The sequence below is a fragment of the Micromonospora sp. GCM10011542 genome, from assembly GCF_042650685.1.
Classification (GTDB): domain Bacteria; phylum Actinomycetota; class Actinomycetes; order Mycobacteriales; family Micromonosporaceae; genus Micromonospora.
This window is the reverse complement of the sequence record NZ_JBHSBO010000014.1, coordinates 1-16131: the sequence shown is the minus strand read 5'-3', so window position 1 is coordinate 16131 and position 16131 is coordinate 1. Positions and strand designations below refer to the sequence as shown.

Annotated in this window: 15 protein-coding genes; 7 read left to right on the top strand and 8 right to left on the bottom strand. The window is 70.2% G+C overall.

Going from position 1 to position 16131, the window contains the following annotated elements; all coding sequences use genetic code 11:
* From ACFOW4_RS03910 to ACFOW4_RS03900, 3 genes are all read left to right on the top strand, one after another.
* Positions 1–1980, top strand: a complete 1980-nt coding sequence (locus tag ACFOW4_RS03910; protein ID WP_377524462.1) for a pre-toxin TG domain-containing protein — start codon at positions 1–3, stop codon at positions 1978–1980.
* Between the two features lie 240 nt (positions 1981–2220).
* Positions 2221–2379 (top strand): hypothetical protein, encoded by a 159-nt coding sequence (locus ACFOW4_RS03905; RefSeq protein ID WP_377524461.1) that lies wholly within the window; start codon positions 2221–2223, stop codon positions 2377–2379.
* Positions 2380–2623: 244 nt separating this feature from the next.
* Positions 2624–3724, top strand: a complete 1101-nt coding sequence (locus ACFOW4_RS03900) for an L-dopachrome tautomerase-related protein (RefSeq protein WP_377524459.1) — start codon at positions 2624–2626, stop codon at positions 3722–3724.
* A 159-nt stretch (positions 3725–3883) separates the two neighbouring features.
* On the opposite strand, the gene ACFOW4_RS03895 is transcribed toward ACFOW4_RS03900, so the two are convergent.
* From ACFOW4_RS03895 to ACFOW4_RS03885, 3 genes are all read right to left on the bottom strand, one after another.
* Positions 3884–4327 (bottom strand): hypothetical protein, encoded by a 444-nt coding sequence (locus ACFOW4_RS03895; protein WP_377524458.1) that lies wholly within the window; start codon positions 4325–4327, stop codon positions 3884–3886.
* A gap of 321 nt (positions 4328–4648) precedes the next feature.
* Positions 4649–5257, bottom strand: a complete 609-nt coding sequence (wrbA, locus tag ACFOW4_RS03890; RefSeq protein WP_377524456.1) for an NAD(P)H:quinone oxidoreductase — start codon at positions 5255–5257, stop codon at positions 4649–4651.
* Positions 5258–5400: 143 nt separating this feature from the next.
* Complete coding sequence (locus tag ACFOW4_RS03885) at positions 5401–5535, bottom strand: hypothetical protein (protein WP_377524455.1); 135 nt, start codon at positions 5533–5535, stop codon at positions 5401–5403.
* Between the two features lie 226 nt (positions 5536–5761).
* On the opposite strand from ACFOW4_RS03885, the gene ACFOW4_RS03880 reads away from it, so the two are divergent.
* Positions 5762–6340, top strand: coding sequence for a carboxymuconolactone decarboxylase family protein (locus ACFOW4_RS03880; protein ID WP_377524453.1), 579 nt, complete (start codon positions 5762–5764; stop codon positions 6338–6340).
* A 78-nt stretch (positions 6341–6418) separates the two neighbouring features.
* Here ACFOW4_RS03880 and ACFOW4_RS03875 read toward each other — a convergent pair whose 3' ends face one another.
* Positions 6419–8527, bottom strand: a complete 2109-nt coding sequence (locus tag ACFOW4_RS03875) for a prolyl oligopeptidase family protein (protein WP_377524452.1) — start codon at positions 8525–8527, stop codon at positions 6419–6421.
* Between the two features lie 241 nt (positions 8528–8768).
* On the opposite strand from ACFOW4_RS03875, the gene ACFOW4_RS03870 reads away from it, so the two are divergent.
* The gene (locus ACFOW4_RS03870; protein ID WP_377524450.1) at positions 8769–10625 is read left to right on the top strand and encodes a hypothetical protein; all 1857 of its coding nucleotides are present in this window, start codon (positions 8769–8771) and stop codon (positions 10623–10625) included.
* A 495-nt stretch (positions 10626–11120) separates the two neighbouring features.
* Here the strand turns inward: ACFOW4_RS03870 and ACFOW4_RS03865 are convergent, their stop codons facing one another.
* The 3 genes from ACFOW4_RS03865 to ACFOW4_RS03855 form a co-directional block, all read right to left on the bottom strand.
* Positions 11121–11849: an alpha/beta fold hydrolase gene (locus ACFOW4_RS03865; RefSeq protein ID WP_377524449.1), complete on the bottom strand. Its 729-nt coding sequence runs from the start codon at positions 11847–11849 to the stop codon at positions 11121–11123.
* A gap of 258 nt (positions 11850–12107) precedes the next feature.
* Positions 12108–12839, bottom strand: a complete 732-nt coding sequence (locus ACFOW4_RS03860) for a sulfite exporter TauE/SafE family protein (RefSeq protein WP_377524721.1) — start codon at positions 12837–12839, stop codon at positions 12108–12110.
* 20 nt (positions 12840–12859) lie between these two features.
* Positions 12860–13153 carry a hypothetical protein gene (locus ACFOW4_RS03855; RefSeq protein WP_377524447.1) on the bottom strand — a complete coding sequence of 98 codons (294 nt, stop codon included), beginning with the start codon at positions 13151–13153 and terminating at the stop codon, positions 12860–12862.
* 135 nt (positions 13154–13288) lie between these two features.
* Here ACFOW4_RS03855 and ACFOW4_RS03850 point away from each other — a divergent pair, with 135 nt between their 5' ends.
* Positions 13289–14170 (top strand): LysR family transcriptional regulator, encoded by an 882-nt coding sequence (locus ACFOW4_RS03850; RefSeq protein ID WP_377524719.1) that lies wholly within the window; start codon positions 13289–13291, stop codon positions 14168–14170.
* A 258-nt stretch (positions 14171–14428) separates the two neighbouring features.
* On the opposite strand, the gene ACFOW4_RS03845 is transcribed toward ACFOW4_RS03850, so the two are convergent.
* Positions 14429–14896: a hypothetical protein gene (locus ACFOW4_RS03845; RefSeq protein ID WP_377524446.1), complete on the bottom strand. Its 468-nt coding sequence runs from the start codon at positions 14894–14896 to the stop codon at positions 14429–14431.
* Positions 14897–15192: 296 nt separating this feature from the next.
* Between ACFOW4_RS03845 and ACFOW4_RS03840 the strand changes: the two genes are divergently transcribed.
* Positions 15193–15924 carry a carbon-nitrogen hydrolase family protein gene (locus ACFOW4_RS03840; RefSeq protein ID WP_377524444.1) on the top strand — a complete coding sequence of 244 codons (732 nt, stop codon included), beginning with the start codon at positions 15193–15195 and terminating at the stop codon, positions 15922–15924.
* The last annotated feature ends 207 nt before the right edge of the window (positions 15925–16131 follow it).

Sequence of the window (16131 nt, the reverse complement as noted above, 5' to 3'; positions counted from 1 at the left end):
ATGGCCATCGACCTGGGCCCCTACCGGCGAATGCTGACCTCGGCTCGCGCCGAGTTCGAGGCCGGCATGACCGGCGGCAGGGCCAGCGCCTTCGAGTTGGCCGTGCTGCGTGGCGGGGTCGCCGTAATGGCCGAGGATCTCGCCCGGCGGCCTGACTCCCTTGCCGCGTACGAGCATCGCAAGGAGGGCGGCCTCTCCGGCCCGGAGCTGTGGAAGGTCACCGCGCGGCGGCAGGCCGCAGCGCCGCTGCGCCGGCGCGAGCTGACCCCGGAGGCCTTCACCGCCAGGAACAACGACTACCTGGCGTTGATGCGGATGCTGCGCCAGCGCGCCACCATGCCCACCCACCTGGTCGTCGATCGCACCCGCAAGCGCGTACTGCTGGTTCAGGAGCACGACCGGGAGCCAGCGGTGCCAGGGTCCGCGGTGCCTCAGGCGCCTTCCGTGCCCGACGCCCTCGACGACATCGCCGCGACCCTGGCCGCGTGGGTGGTGGCACACCAGGGCGACGACGACTTCCTCACCCTGCCCGCGGCCGAGGGCATGAACCGGATGCTGGCACAGCGCCAGGACCTGCTGGTGACGCTGCGGATAGCCCAGCAGCGGCCCACCGACACCAATTCGTTCCCGTTGCCCGCCGAACACCGTGCGGCGGTGCTGGAGGTCGTCGAGTTCGGCGTCGCCTGCATCCCGGTCGTCGGCACCGCGGTAGCGATCTTCGAGGCGACCTTCGGGTACGACATCTTCGGCTACGAGCTGACCGAGGTCGACCGGTGCATCATCGCCGCGGGCGTGCTGCTGCCGTTCGCCTCCCGGTTCGTCAAGGGCGGCCGGGCGCTCTACACCGCGGCGCGGATGGAGCGCCTGTACGGTCGCGGCGCCGCGCGGTGGAGCCTCGCCCTGGCCGCGGGTGAGAAGGTCAGCGAGGACGTCACCGGGCGCCTCGCCATCTCCGAGGCCCGAGCCCTCATCGCGGCGGGAAAGAAGGTCGATTCCGCGCTGGCGGCGAGGGCGGTCACCGCGCTGGAGAGGATGGGCGTCAAGCGGGGCAGCCCGCGAGGCATGTCCATCGCCACGTACGTCGCCGACTCGCTGAAGAAGCTCATCACCGGCAAGTCACTGCTCAGCGAGTTGGACCATCTGGCGCTGATGCGGGTCGTCGAGAAGGGCCCGAACATCAACCTGATGAAGGGGCAACTGCTGGAGGAGTTCCTGGAGGCGCGGATCGCGGCGTGGCTGCGTGATCCGGCCGGGGCGCGTGCCCTGGGCATCCACATCCCCGCGCCCCAGACGCTGGAGTTCATCCCCGGCCACATGATCCGCGACGCGTCCGGCCGGCAGCTCACCGACGGGATCCTGGCCCACCGACAGAACGGCGAGCTGATCATCGTCGCCATCTTCGAGGCCAAGGCGGGCAAGCACGCCGCCCGGGAGTTGAAAATCGCGTCCAGCAGCATCGGTGCGCTGTCCCAGGCCGAGCGCGCCGAGCTGCGCGCGTACGCCCGCGACGTGCTGCGCGCCCGCAACAACCGGGCCCGGCTGCGCGGCGAGAAGTTCCCCACCAGGGCCGACGAGGTCGACGCGGCCCTGGACAAGATCGAACGCGAGGTCGTGCTGAGCGAGGAGGGCGGGCAGGTCCGCCGCGACATCGAGCGGCTGGCGGCCAATCAGGACGGCACCGCGACGGTGATCCAGGTCGGCGAGGAGTTCCTGCCGGTGCGGGTCTCCCCGAAGGACACGAAGATCTTCGGCGTACTGCCCAGGGACGTGCCGGTGGGGAACATGGAGGAGCAGCTCACCGGACTGGGCTACAACTTCGAGGTGCTCGGCATGAACGTGACGCAGAAGGAACTCGTCGACCTGTCCAACAGCCTGCGCATCCACGTGCCGCCGGAGCACCTGCTGGGCCCGGCTCCCCTGCTCCCCCGCGGCGTGCCCGGCCAGGCCGTTCCGGTGCCCGCCACCGGCCAGCCGAAGTAGCGGCCCCGCGAAACCAACTGGAGTCCGCCTACGCCACCACCGTCAGCACCGGCGCGGTCGGCTCCTGGCAGCGGTACGGGACGCTGCCGGTGACGGCGTCGGACGGCCGGGCAGGGTGGGGTTCCAGCAGTCGAACCTCGCGGCGGCCGAGCCCCGTTTGCACCGGCCACCGCCGGGAAGGCGAGGAGCGATGGGCGCACGCGGAGCCGTGTGTGCCACCGTGCTCACGGGGAGGCCGACATGGGAGACCAGCAACGGCTGCACGACCTTCGCCAGCAGGCCCACGACGCGGGCATCGAGGGCAACTCCAAGATGACCGAGCAGCAGCTTCGCGAGGCACTGCGCAAGGTCGGCAAGGGCGAGCGGCCCGAGATGGCCAAGCAGGAGGCGAAACGATAAGGCACGTGGGCGGTGCCGGCGCGCGAGAGGGTGCCGGCACCGCCGGCCTGTCCCATGAGGCGGATGTGCCAGAGACGATGCGACAGGCCGGCTGGGTGTCATCGGCGGGCAGGTGGGTAGCAGCGGGGATGACGCCGAACAGCAGAGCTCTCATCGCCGGCGCGGCCGGCGCCGACCGGGTCAGCGACCTCGTCAGGCACCTCCCCCACGGCCCGGTCAACGCCGTCGCCTCCAGGGCGCTGCGGTGACGGGCCTGCTGAGCGACGAGCCGGTCGGCGAGCTGGAGGTCGTGCACACCTTCACCGGGCCGATGCCGACCGGCGTGAGTGTGTCGCACACCGCGCGCATCTTCGTCAACTTCCCGAAGTGGGGTGACGAGGTACCCGCCACGGTCGTCGAGCTGCGCGACGGGGCGGAGGTGCCGTTCCCCGATCAGCGGTGGAACAGCCCGGCCGCCGACGACGACGCCCAGGCGTTCGTCTCGGTGCAGAGCATCGTGGTCGACCCGGCCGACCGCCTGTGGGTACTCGACACCGGCAGCCCGATGTTCCAGCCCACCCGACCGGGCGGGCCGAAACTGGTCCGGGTCGACCTGGACACCGACACCGTCGCCCAGGTGATCACCTTTCCGGCCGATGTGGCGCTGCCCAGCACCTACCTCAACGACGTACGCTTCGACCTGCGCCGCGGCGAGGCCGGCGTCGCCTACATCACCGACTCCTCCGACTCGGGCCCGAACGGGATCATCGTGGTCGACCTGGCCACCGGCGCGTCGTGGCGACGGCTGCACGAGCACCCGTCGACGAAGGCGGAGCCGCTGGAGACGTTCCGGCCGGTGGTCGAGGGGCGGCCGTTTCTGGAACGTCCCGCCGATGGCGATCCGAAGCCGGTGAGCATGGGTTGTGACGGCATCGCCATCGCCGCCGACGGTTCCCGGCTGTACTACTGCCCGCTGGCGTCGCGCCGCTGGTACAGCGTCGCGACCGACGTACTGGCCGACCACACGGTTCCCGACGACGAGGTGGTGACGACGGTACGCGACGAGGGCGACAAGGGCGGCGGCTCCGACGGCCTGGAGACCGACGACGCCGGTCGGCTCTACCTCACCTCCTACGAGCACGACGCGGTGCTGCGCCGCCGCACCGACGGCGAGTACGAGACCGTGGTCCACGACCCACGGTTGCTGTGGCCGGACACGATGTCGGTGGCCACCGACGGGCACCTGTACGTCACCGCGAACCAGCTGCACCGCCAGGAGAAGTACCACCGCGGGCGGGATCTGCGGCGCAAGCCGTACGTCCTGTTCCGGACCCCCATCGACGCGGGCCCGGTCCTGCTGCGCTGAGCGCCGACGTCGCAACCGCAGCGGGCGGAGATGGCGGACGTCGGTTCCTCGGCGGGGGCGTCGGCGAGCCCCCTCATGAACGCGAAGAGTTCGACTGGCCTGGACCGGTCGAACTCTTCGCGATCATTACGGGTGCGGGTTCCGCACCATCGGCTCAGCTCACGCCCAGCCGTACTCCGGGGCCTTGCAGTCCGAGAAGGTGCCCTTCACCAGACAGATCTTCACTCCGACGAAGGTGCCCTCGGTGAGGTTTCCGGTTGCCCAGGGGGTGCAGTACGGCGAGTTGATGCCGCGGGTGGAGGCCATTCGGTCGGTGCGCCACGAGCTGGGCGACGTCGACGGGTTGATCATCATTCGGACTTCGATGCCATATCCATCCGCGTTGAAATCGCAGGCGCGGAGCGCGTCGCCGGGCTCGCTACCGAAGGGATCGGCCTGGAACTGACCACGTCCCGCCTCGACACCGTTGCTGTACAGCCACTCGACCCAGACGCTCTGGGAGGTGGGCTCCGCGTGGGCCGGGACCTGGGTGGTGAGCACCATGGCTACCGCGGCCAGGCCGGCCAGCAGCAGCCGGAGGGGCGACAGACTTCTCCGTTTCATGCGTTCTCCTCTGTGGGGGCAACCGCTCTGGGCACGCCCGCAGCTTCGGGTGTCGCGTCGGAGAATCCCATCGCCAACGCCCCCGTTGCGGCTGGGTGTGGATCAAAATCTAGCGGCGAGAAAGACCCATGTCTATGGGGTGCCTGAGGTGCGGCTGATGTCCCGATGCGGCTGGTATCAACCAGGCTGCGATACGACCAAGGGCCGGTCTCCCGTGTTGGGAAACCGGCCCTTGGCCTGCTGGGTGCCAAAAGCGAGTCGATCCGCTGCCCTCTGATCGTTCGTGTCCGCTCGGGGGCCGCCTGGCACCAGCGGGGTTGGTCAGGCGCTGAGCTTGCCGGCGATCTTGACGACCCGCTGAGCCATGTGGTCGAGGGCGTTGAGCTGGGCGTCGCCCAGGGGCGCGTCGTTGCCTCCGCCGGTGACGTGCGAGACACCGTACGGGTTGCCGTCGGCGAACTTCAGCGGGTCGGTGTAGCCGGGGGCGACGACCAGACCGCCGAAGTGGTGGATGGTGTTGTAGAGCGCCAGGAGCGTCGACTCCTGGCCGCCGTGGGCGGTCATCGAGGCGGTGAAGCCGGCGTACACCTTGTCGGCCAGCAGACCCTGCCCCCACTGCGGGCCGAGGGTGTCGATGAACTGCTTCAGCTGGCTGGAGACGTTGCCGTATCGGGTGGGGGTGCCGAACAGCACCGCGTCGGCCCATACGACGTCGTCGGCGGTCGCCTTCGGCTCGCTCTTCGTGGCGTCGAAGTGCTGGCTCCAGGCGGCGTTGGAGGCGATGGCCTCCGCCGGGGCAAGCTCCGGAACCTGGCGCAGTCGCACCTCGGCGCCGGCCTTTTCGCCAGCCTCGGCGAGTCGCCGGGCCATGGCGTGGACCGTACCGGTCGAGGAGTAGTAGATGACGGAGAGCTTGGTCATCGGGGGCATCCTTCCGCGAGGTAGTTGCTGACGATAAATTTGCGTCCGCAACAACCTGACTCTAGCAACGGCAGCAGGGCGGTCGCCACCGGGCCGGACCTGGTCGAGGAGAACTGCTCGGCCCGTGGCGCCGCTCGCCGCTCACCTGCACGTCAGGTGCGGCCCGGCTTCGATCGCCGGTCGGCCAACGCCGTGGCCTCCGCGCCGGTCACCGCCGCCTTCAGCATCTGGTGCAGCGCGTTGATGCGCGCCCAGTCGACGACGGCCAACCTGGCTGTTATGATCATCGATCGATGCCCGGGCCAGCCCGTTACGAGCCATCGGAGAGCCGGCCAGAAGGATCACGTCCCGGCGAGCCTGCTGGGGCCGTGCTCGGCGTGACGGCGGTGTCAGGACCGGCGTCGACAAGGCTCGGGCGACGCCGCGCACCATCGCGGCCGCCGTGCTGGCCAGCGTGATCGGCAGAGGCAAGTCCGACCGGGCCACGGCCCACGCCTGAAGGGCGAGAAGACCATGGCACACATCGATCTCGGCGTCGACGAGACCAGGTTCCCCGGCATCGCCGGCCTGATGCGGTACCGCCCGGAGACGGCCAAGCCGCTCGGCGAGCTGGCCGAGGTGCTGCTGCGCGCCACACATTCGCTCCCGGCCGGCGAGCGTGAACTGATCGCCGCGTACGTCTCCGGGCTCAACGAGTGCACCTTCTGCTGCGCGTCGCATTCGGCCTCCGCCGCCATGCAGCTCGACCAGGGCATGACCCTCGTCGACCAGGTCCACCTCGACCTCGATACCGCCCCGATCCCGGCCAAGCTACGGTCGCTGCTGCGCATCGCGGGCGCGGTACAGGTCGACGGGCGCAGCGTCACCACCGAGATGGTCGCCAACGCTCGCGCCCAAGGCGCCACCGACGTGGAGATCCACGACACCGTCCTGATCGCCGCCGCGTTCAGCATGTACAACCGGTACGTCGATGGCCTCGGCACCTTCGCGCCCGACGGGCAGGACGCCTACACCGACTCCGCCCGCCGGATCGTCGAGTTCGGCTACCGGTCGACGGGCAGACCCGAGCCAACCGGATCACCGGCTGCCTGAGCACACACCGGACCGCCGCGACCCTGCTCCCGGTCCGCCAGCATCATGTCGGCGCCGCAATGGGCTGGGACAGCTCGATCACCGCCAGGGTCTACGGCCGGCCCGCTCTGCCGCGTGGTCCGGCGAAGCCTGGCGCGGTAGGGGCGCGTGCGGTTGTCCGGTCAGCCTGCGCCACAGGAACTCCAGCGTCAGCGCCCACACGAAGGCGTGCTGCTCGTTGTTCGCCGCCGTGCCGTGCCCACCTTCGACGTTCTCGTAGTAGGACACGTCGTGGCCGTGCTCGCGCAGCCGGGCCGCCATCTTGCGGGCGTGCCCCGGATGCACCCGGTCGTCCCGGGTCGAGGTGATGAACAGGACCGGCGGGTACGACCGCCCGCCGCGGACGTTGTGGTACGGCGAGTACTCCCGCAGGTAGGCCCAGTCGGCCGGGTCGTCCGGGTCGCCGTACTCGGCCATCCACGAGGCCCCGGCCAGCAGCCGGTGGTAACGCCGCATGTCCAGCATCGGCACGGTGGCGACGACAGCACCGAAGAGCGCGGGATAGCGGGTCAGCATCACCCCCATCAGCAGCCCGCCGTTGCTGCCGCCCTCGATGCCGAGCCGCTGCGGCGTGGTGATCTGACGCGTCACCAGGTCGACCGCCACCGCCGCGAAGTCCTCGTACGCCCGGGGCCGGTTCTCCCGCCTGGCGGCGCGGTGCCACTCCGGGCCGTACTCCCCGCCGCCGCGGATGTTCGCCACCACGTAGCTGCCGCCCCTGGCCAGCCAGCCCCGCCCGACGACCCCGCTGTAGTGCGGAGTCAGGGAGACCTCGTACCCGCCGTACCCGGTGAGCAGCGTCGGCCCGCCGGCCGCGCCCGGGTCTCCCACCACGAAGTACGGCACCCGGGTGCCGTCGGCCGAGGTGGCGAAGAACTGGCGGACCACCAGGCCGTCGGTGTCGAAGAACGCCGGCTCCCGCTTGAGCGTCTCGACCGCGCCGCCGACCTGGCCGAACCGCAGCGCCGCCGGTTGCAGAAACCCTTCCGAGGCGAGCAGGTAGGCGTCGTCGTGGTCCGGGTCGGTCTCCACGATCCGGCTGTGCTCGAACTCCGGCACCCCGGCCAGCGGCTCCCGTCGCCAGCCCGTCTCGCCGGGCGTCAGCACGTCCAGCCGACTCCGCACGTCGACGAGCGTGACCAGGATCAGATGGTTCCGGGTCCAGAAGTAGCCGCTCAGCCCCGTGCGAGCGTCGGGCCGGAAGAGCACCGCCAGCTCCCGCTGACCGGCGAGGAACGCGTCGAATCGGGTCGCCAGCAGAACGCCGGCGGGATGGGTCACCCCACCGACTAGCCACGGCGAGCGCAGCCGGATCAAAAGCCACTCCCGGTGTACGTCCCACCAGGCGTCCTCCGGCACCTCAAGCCGGATCCGCTCGCCCAGCCCGGTCAGCAGACAGCTCTCCGAGCGGAAGAAGTCCAGGCTGCGACCGACGAAGTCGCGCTCGAAGCCGGGCGTTGGATCGTGCAAGGCGAACACCCCGACGTCCTCCGGCCGCCCCTCGTGCACCGTGTCGGCCGCCGACAGCGGAGTGCCCCGCCGCCACCGTTTGGCGACGCGTGGGTACCCGGAGAAGGTCAGCGACCCCGGCCCGAAGTCAGTGCCGACATAGATGTGGTCCGCGTCGATCCAGCAGACCCGGCTCTTCGCCTCGGGAAGCGTGAAGCCGTCCTCGACGAAGGCCCGGCGGACCAGGTCGAACTCCCGCACCACGACGGCGTCCGCGCCGCCTCGGGACAGGCTGATCAGGCAACGCTCGTAGCCCGGCCGCAGCACCGTCACCCCGCTCCAGACCCAGTTCTCGCCCTCCTCCGCCGCCAACGCGTCGACGTCAAGCAGCACGTCCCACTCCGGCTCAGGCCGGCGGTACTCCTCGCGGGTCGCCCGCCGCCAGATCCCCCGCGGGTGGGCCGCGTCCGTCCAGAAGTTGTAGTAGAAGTGATCCCCACGCCAGCCCGGATAGGGAATGCGGTCCTGCGCATCGAGCACCTGCCGGATCTCGGCCCGCAGGCCGGCGAACGCCTCGCTTCCGGTCAGCGTGGTCAGCGTCTCCGCATTGCGGTCGCGCACCCACCCGGCGGCGGCCACACCATCAAGATCCTCCAGCCAGAGGTACGGGTCATCGCCCTCGTCGGTCAGCCTCGCCACCTTCGCAACTATCCCGATGAGCGACCCGCATCCGTGTCGTATGTCAGCATGGCGACTCAGCGGGGTGATATCAGAACGGGCCGGATTGCGCTCCTACGGGCACCGTCCACATGCTCATCCGAGTGGGCGGCACCAGGTAGTCCGCGTCGGGTCGAACCGAGGTAGCCGCTGGCACGGCGGCCCCAAAGGGAATCCGGCATTTCGGTGAAAATCAGCGCATCAGCTGCGTAACGTGCCGGACATGCTCTTTCGCACCTGGCGTAACCTGTTGCTCACAGCGCTCGGGATGGGCGTGCTCGCCGGTGCCGGTCAGCTCGGCATCGCGTTCGGCTTCGGCATCGTTCAGCTCACCGGCGCCTCCACCGGCACCACCGTCAATCACTGGCCGGCTCAACTCGTGTGGGTGGGCTGGTTGGCGGCACACGCCGCCGTCGTCGGCACCGTCTTCGCCGCACGCCTGGCCCGCCGGTACGGGGGGCTGGGTAGCACGGGCAGATTGGTGGCCCTCGCCGCCGCCGCCGCGCTGGGTGCCACCGTCGTGGCGCCGCTCTGCGTCCGACCGGCCCAGGCGGCGGAGCGCTTCTCTGTGGACCCGATCTGGGCCGTCGGCATCTGCGCGATCCTCGGCGCTCTGGTCGGCGCGGGTGCCGCGATCGCCGTACTGATGAAGCCGCCGCTGGGCTGGAACATCGCGGCGGTGGGCGGCGCGGTCTGGCTGCTGGCGTTCGTCTCGGTCGCCACGTCAGTCGCAGCCGCCGGGCCGTTGCCCGCCGTACGGCTCGGTGTGCTGGAGCCGGTCGGGCTCGACGCTGACGCGGCACACCGGCAGACGCTCCTGATCTTGCCGGCGGTGGCCCTGCTCATCGGCGCGGTGACCGGCGGGCTGGCCCGCCGGCGCGGGCATTCCCCGCTGGTCAACGGCGCGACCGGCCTGGCCGGCACGGCGCTTGTCGCGTTCGCCTACCTGAGTGCCGGGCCCGGCGACGCCGTGGACCGTTACCAGATCACGCCGTACTACGGCGCGCTGCTCGCCGTCGCCGCCGGTGTGCTCGGTTCGGCCGCCGCCGCGTTGTTCCGCTGGCCGGCCCTGCCGCGCACCGCCCAAGGGCGGGTCATCGAGCCGACCGACATCCTCCGTCCGCCGTCCGCCGGCCCCGTGCCGCAGGCCAGGACGCCGGCCGCTGCTGATGCGACCGACGAGCCGGAGCCCGTCGACCTGGCCGGCACGGGGTTGGTCGCCGACGCGACCGCAGCGAAGCTCCCGACCAGGGCCGAACCGCTAGGCATCGGCGCGTCGGCTGGCGACCGGGACGCCAGCGCCGTACCGCCCGACACCGCGACGCGCACCGCCGCATCGGCCGCACCCGCCGACCTCGCCACACCCGCCGACCTCGACGACATCCCGGAGACATCGGAACCGGCCCCCGCGACGGCAGCCCACCTTCCCGCGGGACCCGGCGGGGACGGCTCCCGGACCGCGGCGCAGCCCGACAGCACCCCTCCCGATGGGATGCCGCCCGACGGGGCACTCGTCGCCCCCGGGACCCTCCTGATGTACCAGCCGCCGAAGACCGACCGGCCACGGGTTCAGGCGACCTGGCCGGTCGTTCCGGCGCGGCGGGTGCCGCCCCCGACCGAGCCCGCCTCGGGCGCCGAGGCAACCCACTCGGCCGGCACGCGAAAGAGGCCCGAACCGGCGCTCCCACCTCGGCACCGGCCGCCCCTGCCCAACCTGAACCGGGCCGCGAACTGGGACGCCCTCGCCACCGCCCAGCGCGCCGGCCCCCCGCCCACGACCGACGCCGCACCGGCCCGCCCCGCCGGGACCGAACCGGTCGCCGCGGTCCCCGCGCCGGCCAGCCCGGCAGCCGTCGCCGAGACGGGACGGACCGGTGGGAGACTGGGCCTGTTCCGGCGCAACAGGTCCCGGGCCGACGGGGACGGCACGCGCAGCCTGGCGGACGGCGAGCCGATGCCGAGGCAGGACGCGGAGTTCGTCGACTGGGTGACCCGGCTGGGCAAGCCGGGGGCGAACACCGAGCCGGACCAGGGCGCTCGCCAGTCCCTCCGCTCCCCCGGCCACCACCACAGCGACTGACCTCCACTGTCAGGCCCGCCGCCGCACCGGCGACCTGATCGCGCTCGGCGCCCTGCAGGGATGCGGGCTGCGCGCGCCGAACGAGCCTCGATAGCTGTCTTTCCCACCGGCGCTTCGCTAGCGGCGACATCCTCCATTCGGCACCATCGGACGGCGCCTGGCTCAAGCGATCGTGACGCCCAGCAGCGCCCGATCGGCGGCATGAGCAGGTGGGTGGACTCCTCGGTTGCCATACTCGTGGCGGCGGCCGGCAAGATGTCATGGTGGCCACGGCAGCAGAGTTCGACGACACCTACGAGGCTGTTGGACCAAGGGAGTACCTCGATCGGCTCCTGGCGGAGTATGGCCTCAGTGAAGAGGAACTGGGGGATCGGATCCGGGTACGCACGCCTGCGCGAGGGACGTCAGGGCTGGTCCCTTCTCAGGAGTATCTGGTGCACGAGTCGGTGCTGCGCTCGCACGGCCAATTCCCCTCCGGCATGAGCGCGTGTCGGCTCAGTCGGCTGGGGAGCCCCACGCCGCGGTCATGGCAGCGATCCGCGCGGTAACCGCGTCCGGATCGACGAGTTGGTGCAGATGTCCACCGGGCATCTCGGCTACGCTCCAGCCGCGCTTGCGCGACTCCTGCGCCATGCGGTCGTACGGCGGCCCGAACAGCAGATACCCGCATGGCCGATGGTCCCAGCCGGCGGGGACAGGAATTCGTTGCTCGTAGTAGCTGATTGGGAGTCTGGGCTGCTCGGCCGAGACGGCCCGCCTGGTCTGCGGATCGGGGAACAGCGTTGCGACGTCATCCCCGTCCCACCACGTCGTCCACTGCGGCAGCCGGCCCCGCGTGACCTTCGTCCGCAGGTAGGCCAGCCGCTCGGGCGATGCGGCGGGCGTGTATCCGGCCCGCGGGGGCAGACGGGCATCGACGAAGAGACACCCGACGACCGGACGCCGCACCGCCTGCACGGCAACCGGAACCAGCAGGCCGGCGTTGCTGTGCGCTACCAACACGATCGGCTGACCCTGCGGTAGGTGGGAGAGGCTCTGGTTGATGGTCGAGCCGACTCGCGGCCAGAACGGTGGGTCGCCTCCATCGACCACGTCGATCAGTGACGGCACCACCGTCTCGGCGCCCAGAGCTGCGAGCCGGGCCGCCACGGGCGTCCACGTCCGAGGACCCAGCAGCAGGCTGTGCACCAGCACGAACCCAGGCATCACCCGTTCAGCATTCACGACGCTGCCTGCCGTCCGCTACCCGAGCCTCCAGCACGCAGTGCCCGCTCGTCCGTACGACAGGGCGGTGCCGGACGCGCGGTCAGCGGCTTGAGCGCGGTCAGCGGCAGATCCGGACGCATGGCGGGTCACGAGAAGTTGCTGGACCGGTCAGGTTGTTGCCGGGACGGGCCTTGCTGCTGGAAGTCAGGGCCGGTGGATCGTCCAGGAATGGGCGGTCGTAATACTCCTCCGTGAGCCTCCGACGTCGTTTCTCGCTCAGGCGAGGGCCACGGCGGCGACGACCCCGGCAACGACAATGAGAGTGCGCAGCATTGTTGGTGGGAGCCGGCGCCCGATCCGAGAGCCCACGTAGCCGCCGCCGATGGACCCGAGCGCGAGCACGGCCACCACGGACCAGTCCAGGTCGGCGACGACCATGAAGATGACGCTCGCGACCACGTTCGCGGCGGCGACGGCCAACGTCTTGAGCCCGTTGACCACGCGCAGGTCGAGGTCGAGCCCGAAGCCGAGGACGGCGACCATCATCACGCCGGATCCGGCGCCGAAGTAGCCGCCGTACGCACCGGTCAGCACCCACAGCGCTGTGGTGACCGGGCCGGGGAAGGTCCGCGCTTTCGCGTCCGGCGTACGCCGGCGCAGCCAACGGGTGACCGCCGGTTGGGCGCCGACGAGCAGGCAGGTGAAGAGGATCAAACAGGGCACGACGCGCTCGAAGACACCGGGCTGGAGCGCCAAGAGCAGGGTCGCGCCGCCGACTGACCCGAGGGCGCAGGTAACGACGATGACCCAGGCGAGTCGGGGTTGCTCGCGCAGTTCTTCGCGATAACCCCAGGAGCCGCTCAAACCGGCTGGGGTGAGACCGATCGTGTTCGAGGCGTTGGCGACGACCGGTGGGACGCCTAAGGCTAGGAGGACGGGGAAGCTGGCGAGCGAGGCCACGCCCACGGTGGAGGTGAGCACGCCTGCCGCAAACCCGGCGACGAGCACCAGCAACTGTGCGGCAGGTGTCACGGGAGCGGCACCGTGTGCCCGGCCCGGGCGCACGTCCCCGGCGTGTAGCCGATGGTGCGCCGGATGACGTCGATGAAGGCACTCGCGGATGCCCACCCGCAGCGGTGGGCCCCCGCAGTGACCGGCGCCTGTCGCGCTCCACGCTCAGACGGCCGCCACGGTCCCTGCTCTGCAATGCGGATCGCCTCGGCGTCGCGTCCCTCCCCGATCAGAAACACGATGGCGTGGAGCTGATTGCGGAACTCCCGCTCGAGCGCCGCGCATGGGTTCTCGGAATCGACGATCTGCATGGCTCTCCTTCACGTACGGTCTTCGGCCTGCACTGAGGCTCCTGTCCATGCTCACGTGCGGCCCGCCGCTTCTGGTCACGGAGATGTGATGCAGCCTTCGGTGCCGCCGAAGGGCAGAATGTGCGTGTGATCGACATGCGTGATCTTCAGCTGTTCCTCGAGGTCGTCGAGTCCGGCTCCATCAGCGCTGGTGCGGAGCGTTGTGGCCTCTCCCTGTCCGCTGCCAGCGCCCGCATCACGGCGCTCGAGCGGCGCGTGGGAACACCGTTGCTCGAGCGCCACCGTCGTGGGGCAAGCCCGACGGCAGCCGGGGAGTCGTTGACGGCCCGCGCTGCGCGTCTCGTGGACGAGGCTCGGGAGTTCGAGCAGTCGCTGATGGCCCGGTCCCGCGGCATCACCCAAGAACTGCGCCTGGCCGTGAACAGTTCGGCGGTCGACAGCCTGCCCGAGGTGATCACCGCGGCGCTGAACCGGATGCAGACCGTCTCGCTGGATCTGGTCGAGCTGAGCAGCGTGGCCGCGGTGGACCACGTCCGCGAAGGACGGGTCGAGCTCGCTGTCGTATCAACTGGGACCGCCGCTACGCAGGGCTGCGAGACCATCGCCCTGTGGGACGACCCCTTGGTTGTCGTGGGCACGCCGCAAAAGGGGCTGTCGCGGCCCCTGTCGCTCGCCCAGGGCACAGCGGAGCCGATGGTCGGGCTGAACCGCGGTGTGCCCCTGCAGCAGCTGATCGAGCGGCAGGCCGCTCGAGCGGCCTTGCAGCCGACATACCGGGTGAGGTTTCCCTCGCTCGTGGCTGTGTGTGCCGCGGCGACGGCCGGAGTTGGTCGGGCCATCGTGCCGCGCAACTCGGCGCGGCGCTACGGCGTCCCGCTCCGCGCCCAGCACGAGCTGACCGAACCGTGGGCCCGGCGCGAGGCCGTCCTGGTCGCACGTGACTTTGCGCGGCTCAGCCCAACAGCGGCCGCCCTCACTGAACAGTTCGTCGCGTACCGGGCGGAAGTCGAGGTGTAAGTCCTGCACCGCGGTTGCTCGCCAGCCCTCTGGCCCGACCAGCACACCTACCGCTGCCCCGCAGTGCCAGCGCCCGACATGCGCAACGACACACGCGTTGCCCGACCTACGGTCGGTCCGGGCTCCTGGCCACTACCGGACATCGGCATGTCCGGATGCGTGCACCCGTGAGCTGGTTACCTTGCGTGACGAGCGCTACGCGGCAGAAGAGGATGCGCTCCCATGGCGCGGCGCCAAGAACTCAGGGCCCCACCACGTTTAGCCTTGGGTTAGCTCTCGCCGTTCGGGAACCCAGTCCACCGATTCGGCCGCCGAGGGGTCAGTGAACACGAGGACGGACTCGTCGCAGCGAGTGAACACCAATCGCTCCTGCGCAAACTCGTACAGTTCACCCGCCATCAACAGCAGCGGTCGGCCCTGAATGTGCAAGACCACCTCAGCCAGGACCTCTTCGTCCAGGAACGTCGAGACACCGTCGACCTCGCCGGTGGGCAACTCCGACAGGGTCCGCATGCGATAGATTCCGGCCATACCCGCCCAGTCCGCCGAGTAGTCGCTAGCTGCCCCGCGCAGCCACAGGCCCCATGCACTGTCGTCCTGGTAAGTGCCGACGGTCACGAAGGTCCCGTCGCCGAGTGAGGCACCTAGGGTCAGTAGTTGCAAACATGGCACGGCGCGATCCTCGAACTGCGGGGCACCGGCGGCAATTCGCTCCCGCAGCGCCATCTCAACGCCCGTCCAAGCTGTAATCTGCTGACCGCGGAGCTGGCCAAACTCCCGAACTCTTTCCGCGTTCCAGCCATCCCGCGCCATGCCTCAGTATCTCCGGCGACGTCCATGGTTGTGGCATCGGGGCATCCGCTCATCGGCACGAGCGGTCGGCTGGCTCGTCGGTCTCGCAGGTGCGGCCCCTGGCGCCGCCTCAGCGGCAGATCCGTGCACCGGATCTTCGGGCCAGGCCGGCTATTTTCTGATCTGATGCGCACCCAACTCGCCACGCGGCTAGCGGGTAGGTTGGCGCGGTGCGGATCGGTGCCTGCCAGACCCGGGAGATCCTCGGTGACGTGGACGCGGCGGTGACGGTCATCCAGGACTTCGCGGACGGTGCTGACGCGGCGGGGGTTGAACTCCTGCTGTTCCCAGAGTGCTTCCTACAGGGCTATCTGGTCACGGATGAGCATGTGCACCGCCACGCATTCGACGTGCGTTCGACGGAGTTCGCTGCGGTGTTGGCGCGGCTGGGCGGCATCCGGCAGATGCTCGTGCTCGGCATGATCGAGCGGTGGCGGGGCCGGTACTACAACACGGCACTGGTCGTCACGGGCGGTCGAGTGGTAGGCGAGTATCGCAAGACCTTCCTGACCGGCGGAGAGTCGGTGTTCACCGCGGGCGACACCTACCCGGTGTTCACCTACGAGGGTGTGCGATTCGGCATCAACATCTGCTACGACACGCAGTTCCCGCAAGCAGCGGCCGCGGTGGCGGCGGGTGGAGCCCAGGTGTTGCTGGTGCCGGCGCAGAACATGATGCGCCGCGATAAGGCACTCTGGTGGCAGGACCGGCACAACGAGATCCGCGCGCGACGGGTCCAGGAGACGGGCATGTGGCTGATCTCCGCCGACGTCACCGGCGAACGTGACGAGTCTCGGATCGGGCTGGGCCCGACCTGCGTCATTGACCCAGTCGGCCAAGTGGTGGCGCAAGTCCGCACGGGGACGACCGGAATGGCCACCATCGAGATCGACCCGCCGTAAGTCGCCCACCACCGACTTGCTCCACTCGGCTCGCGGCAATTGAGCGCGCTTCTGACGCGCAGCGATTTCCCGCATGGCTGGCCGTCAGCCGCGTCCGAAGGCGGTGTAGAAGGCGCTCGGGTCGGCGGCCAGTGACGCCTTGATGTGGGCGCTCCACTCGTCGGCGACGACCTCCAGTTTGCGGGCTTCGATGCCGTCGAGAGCGGC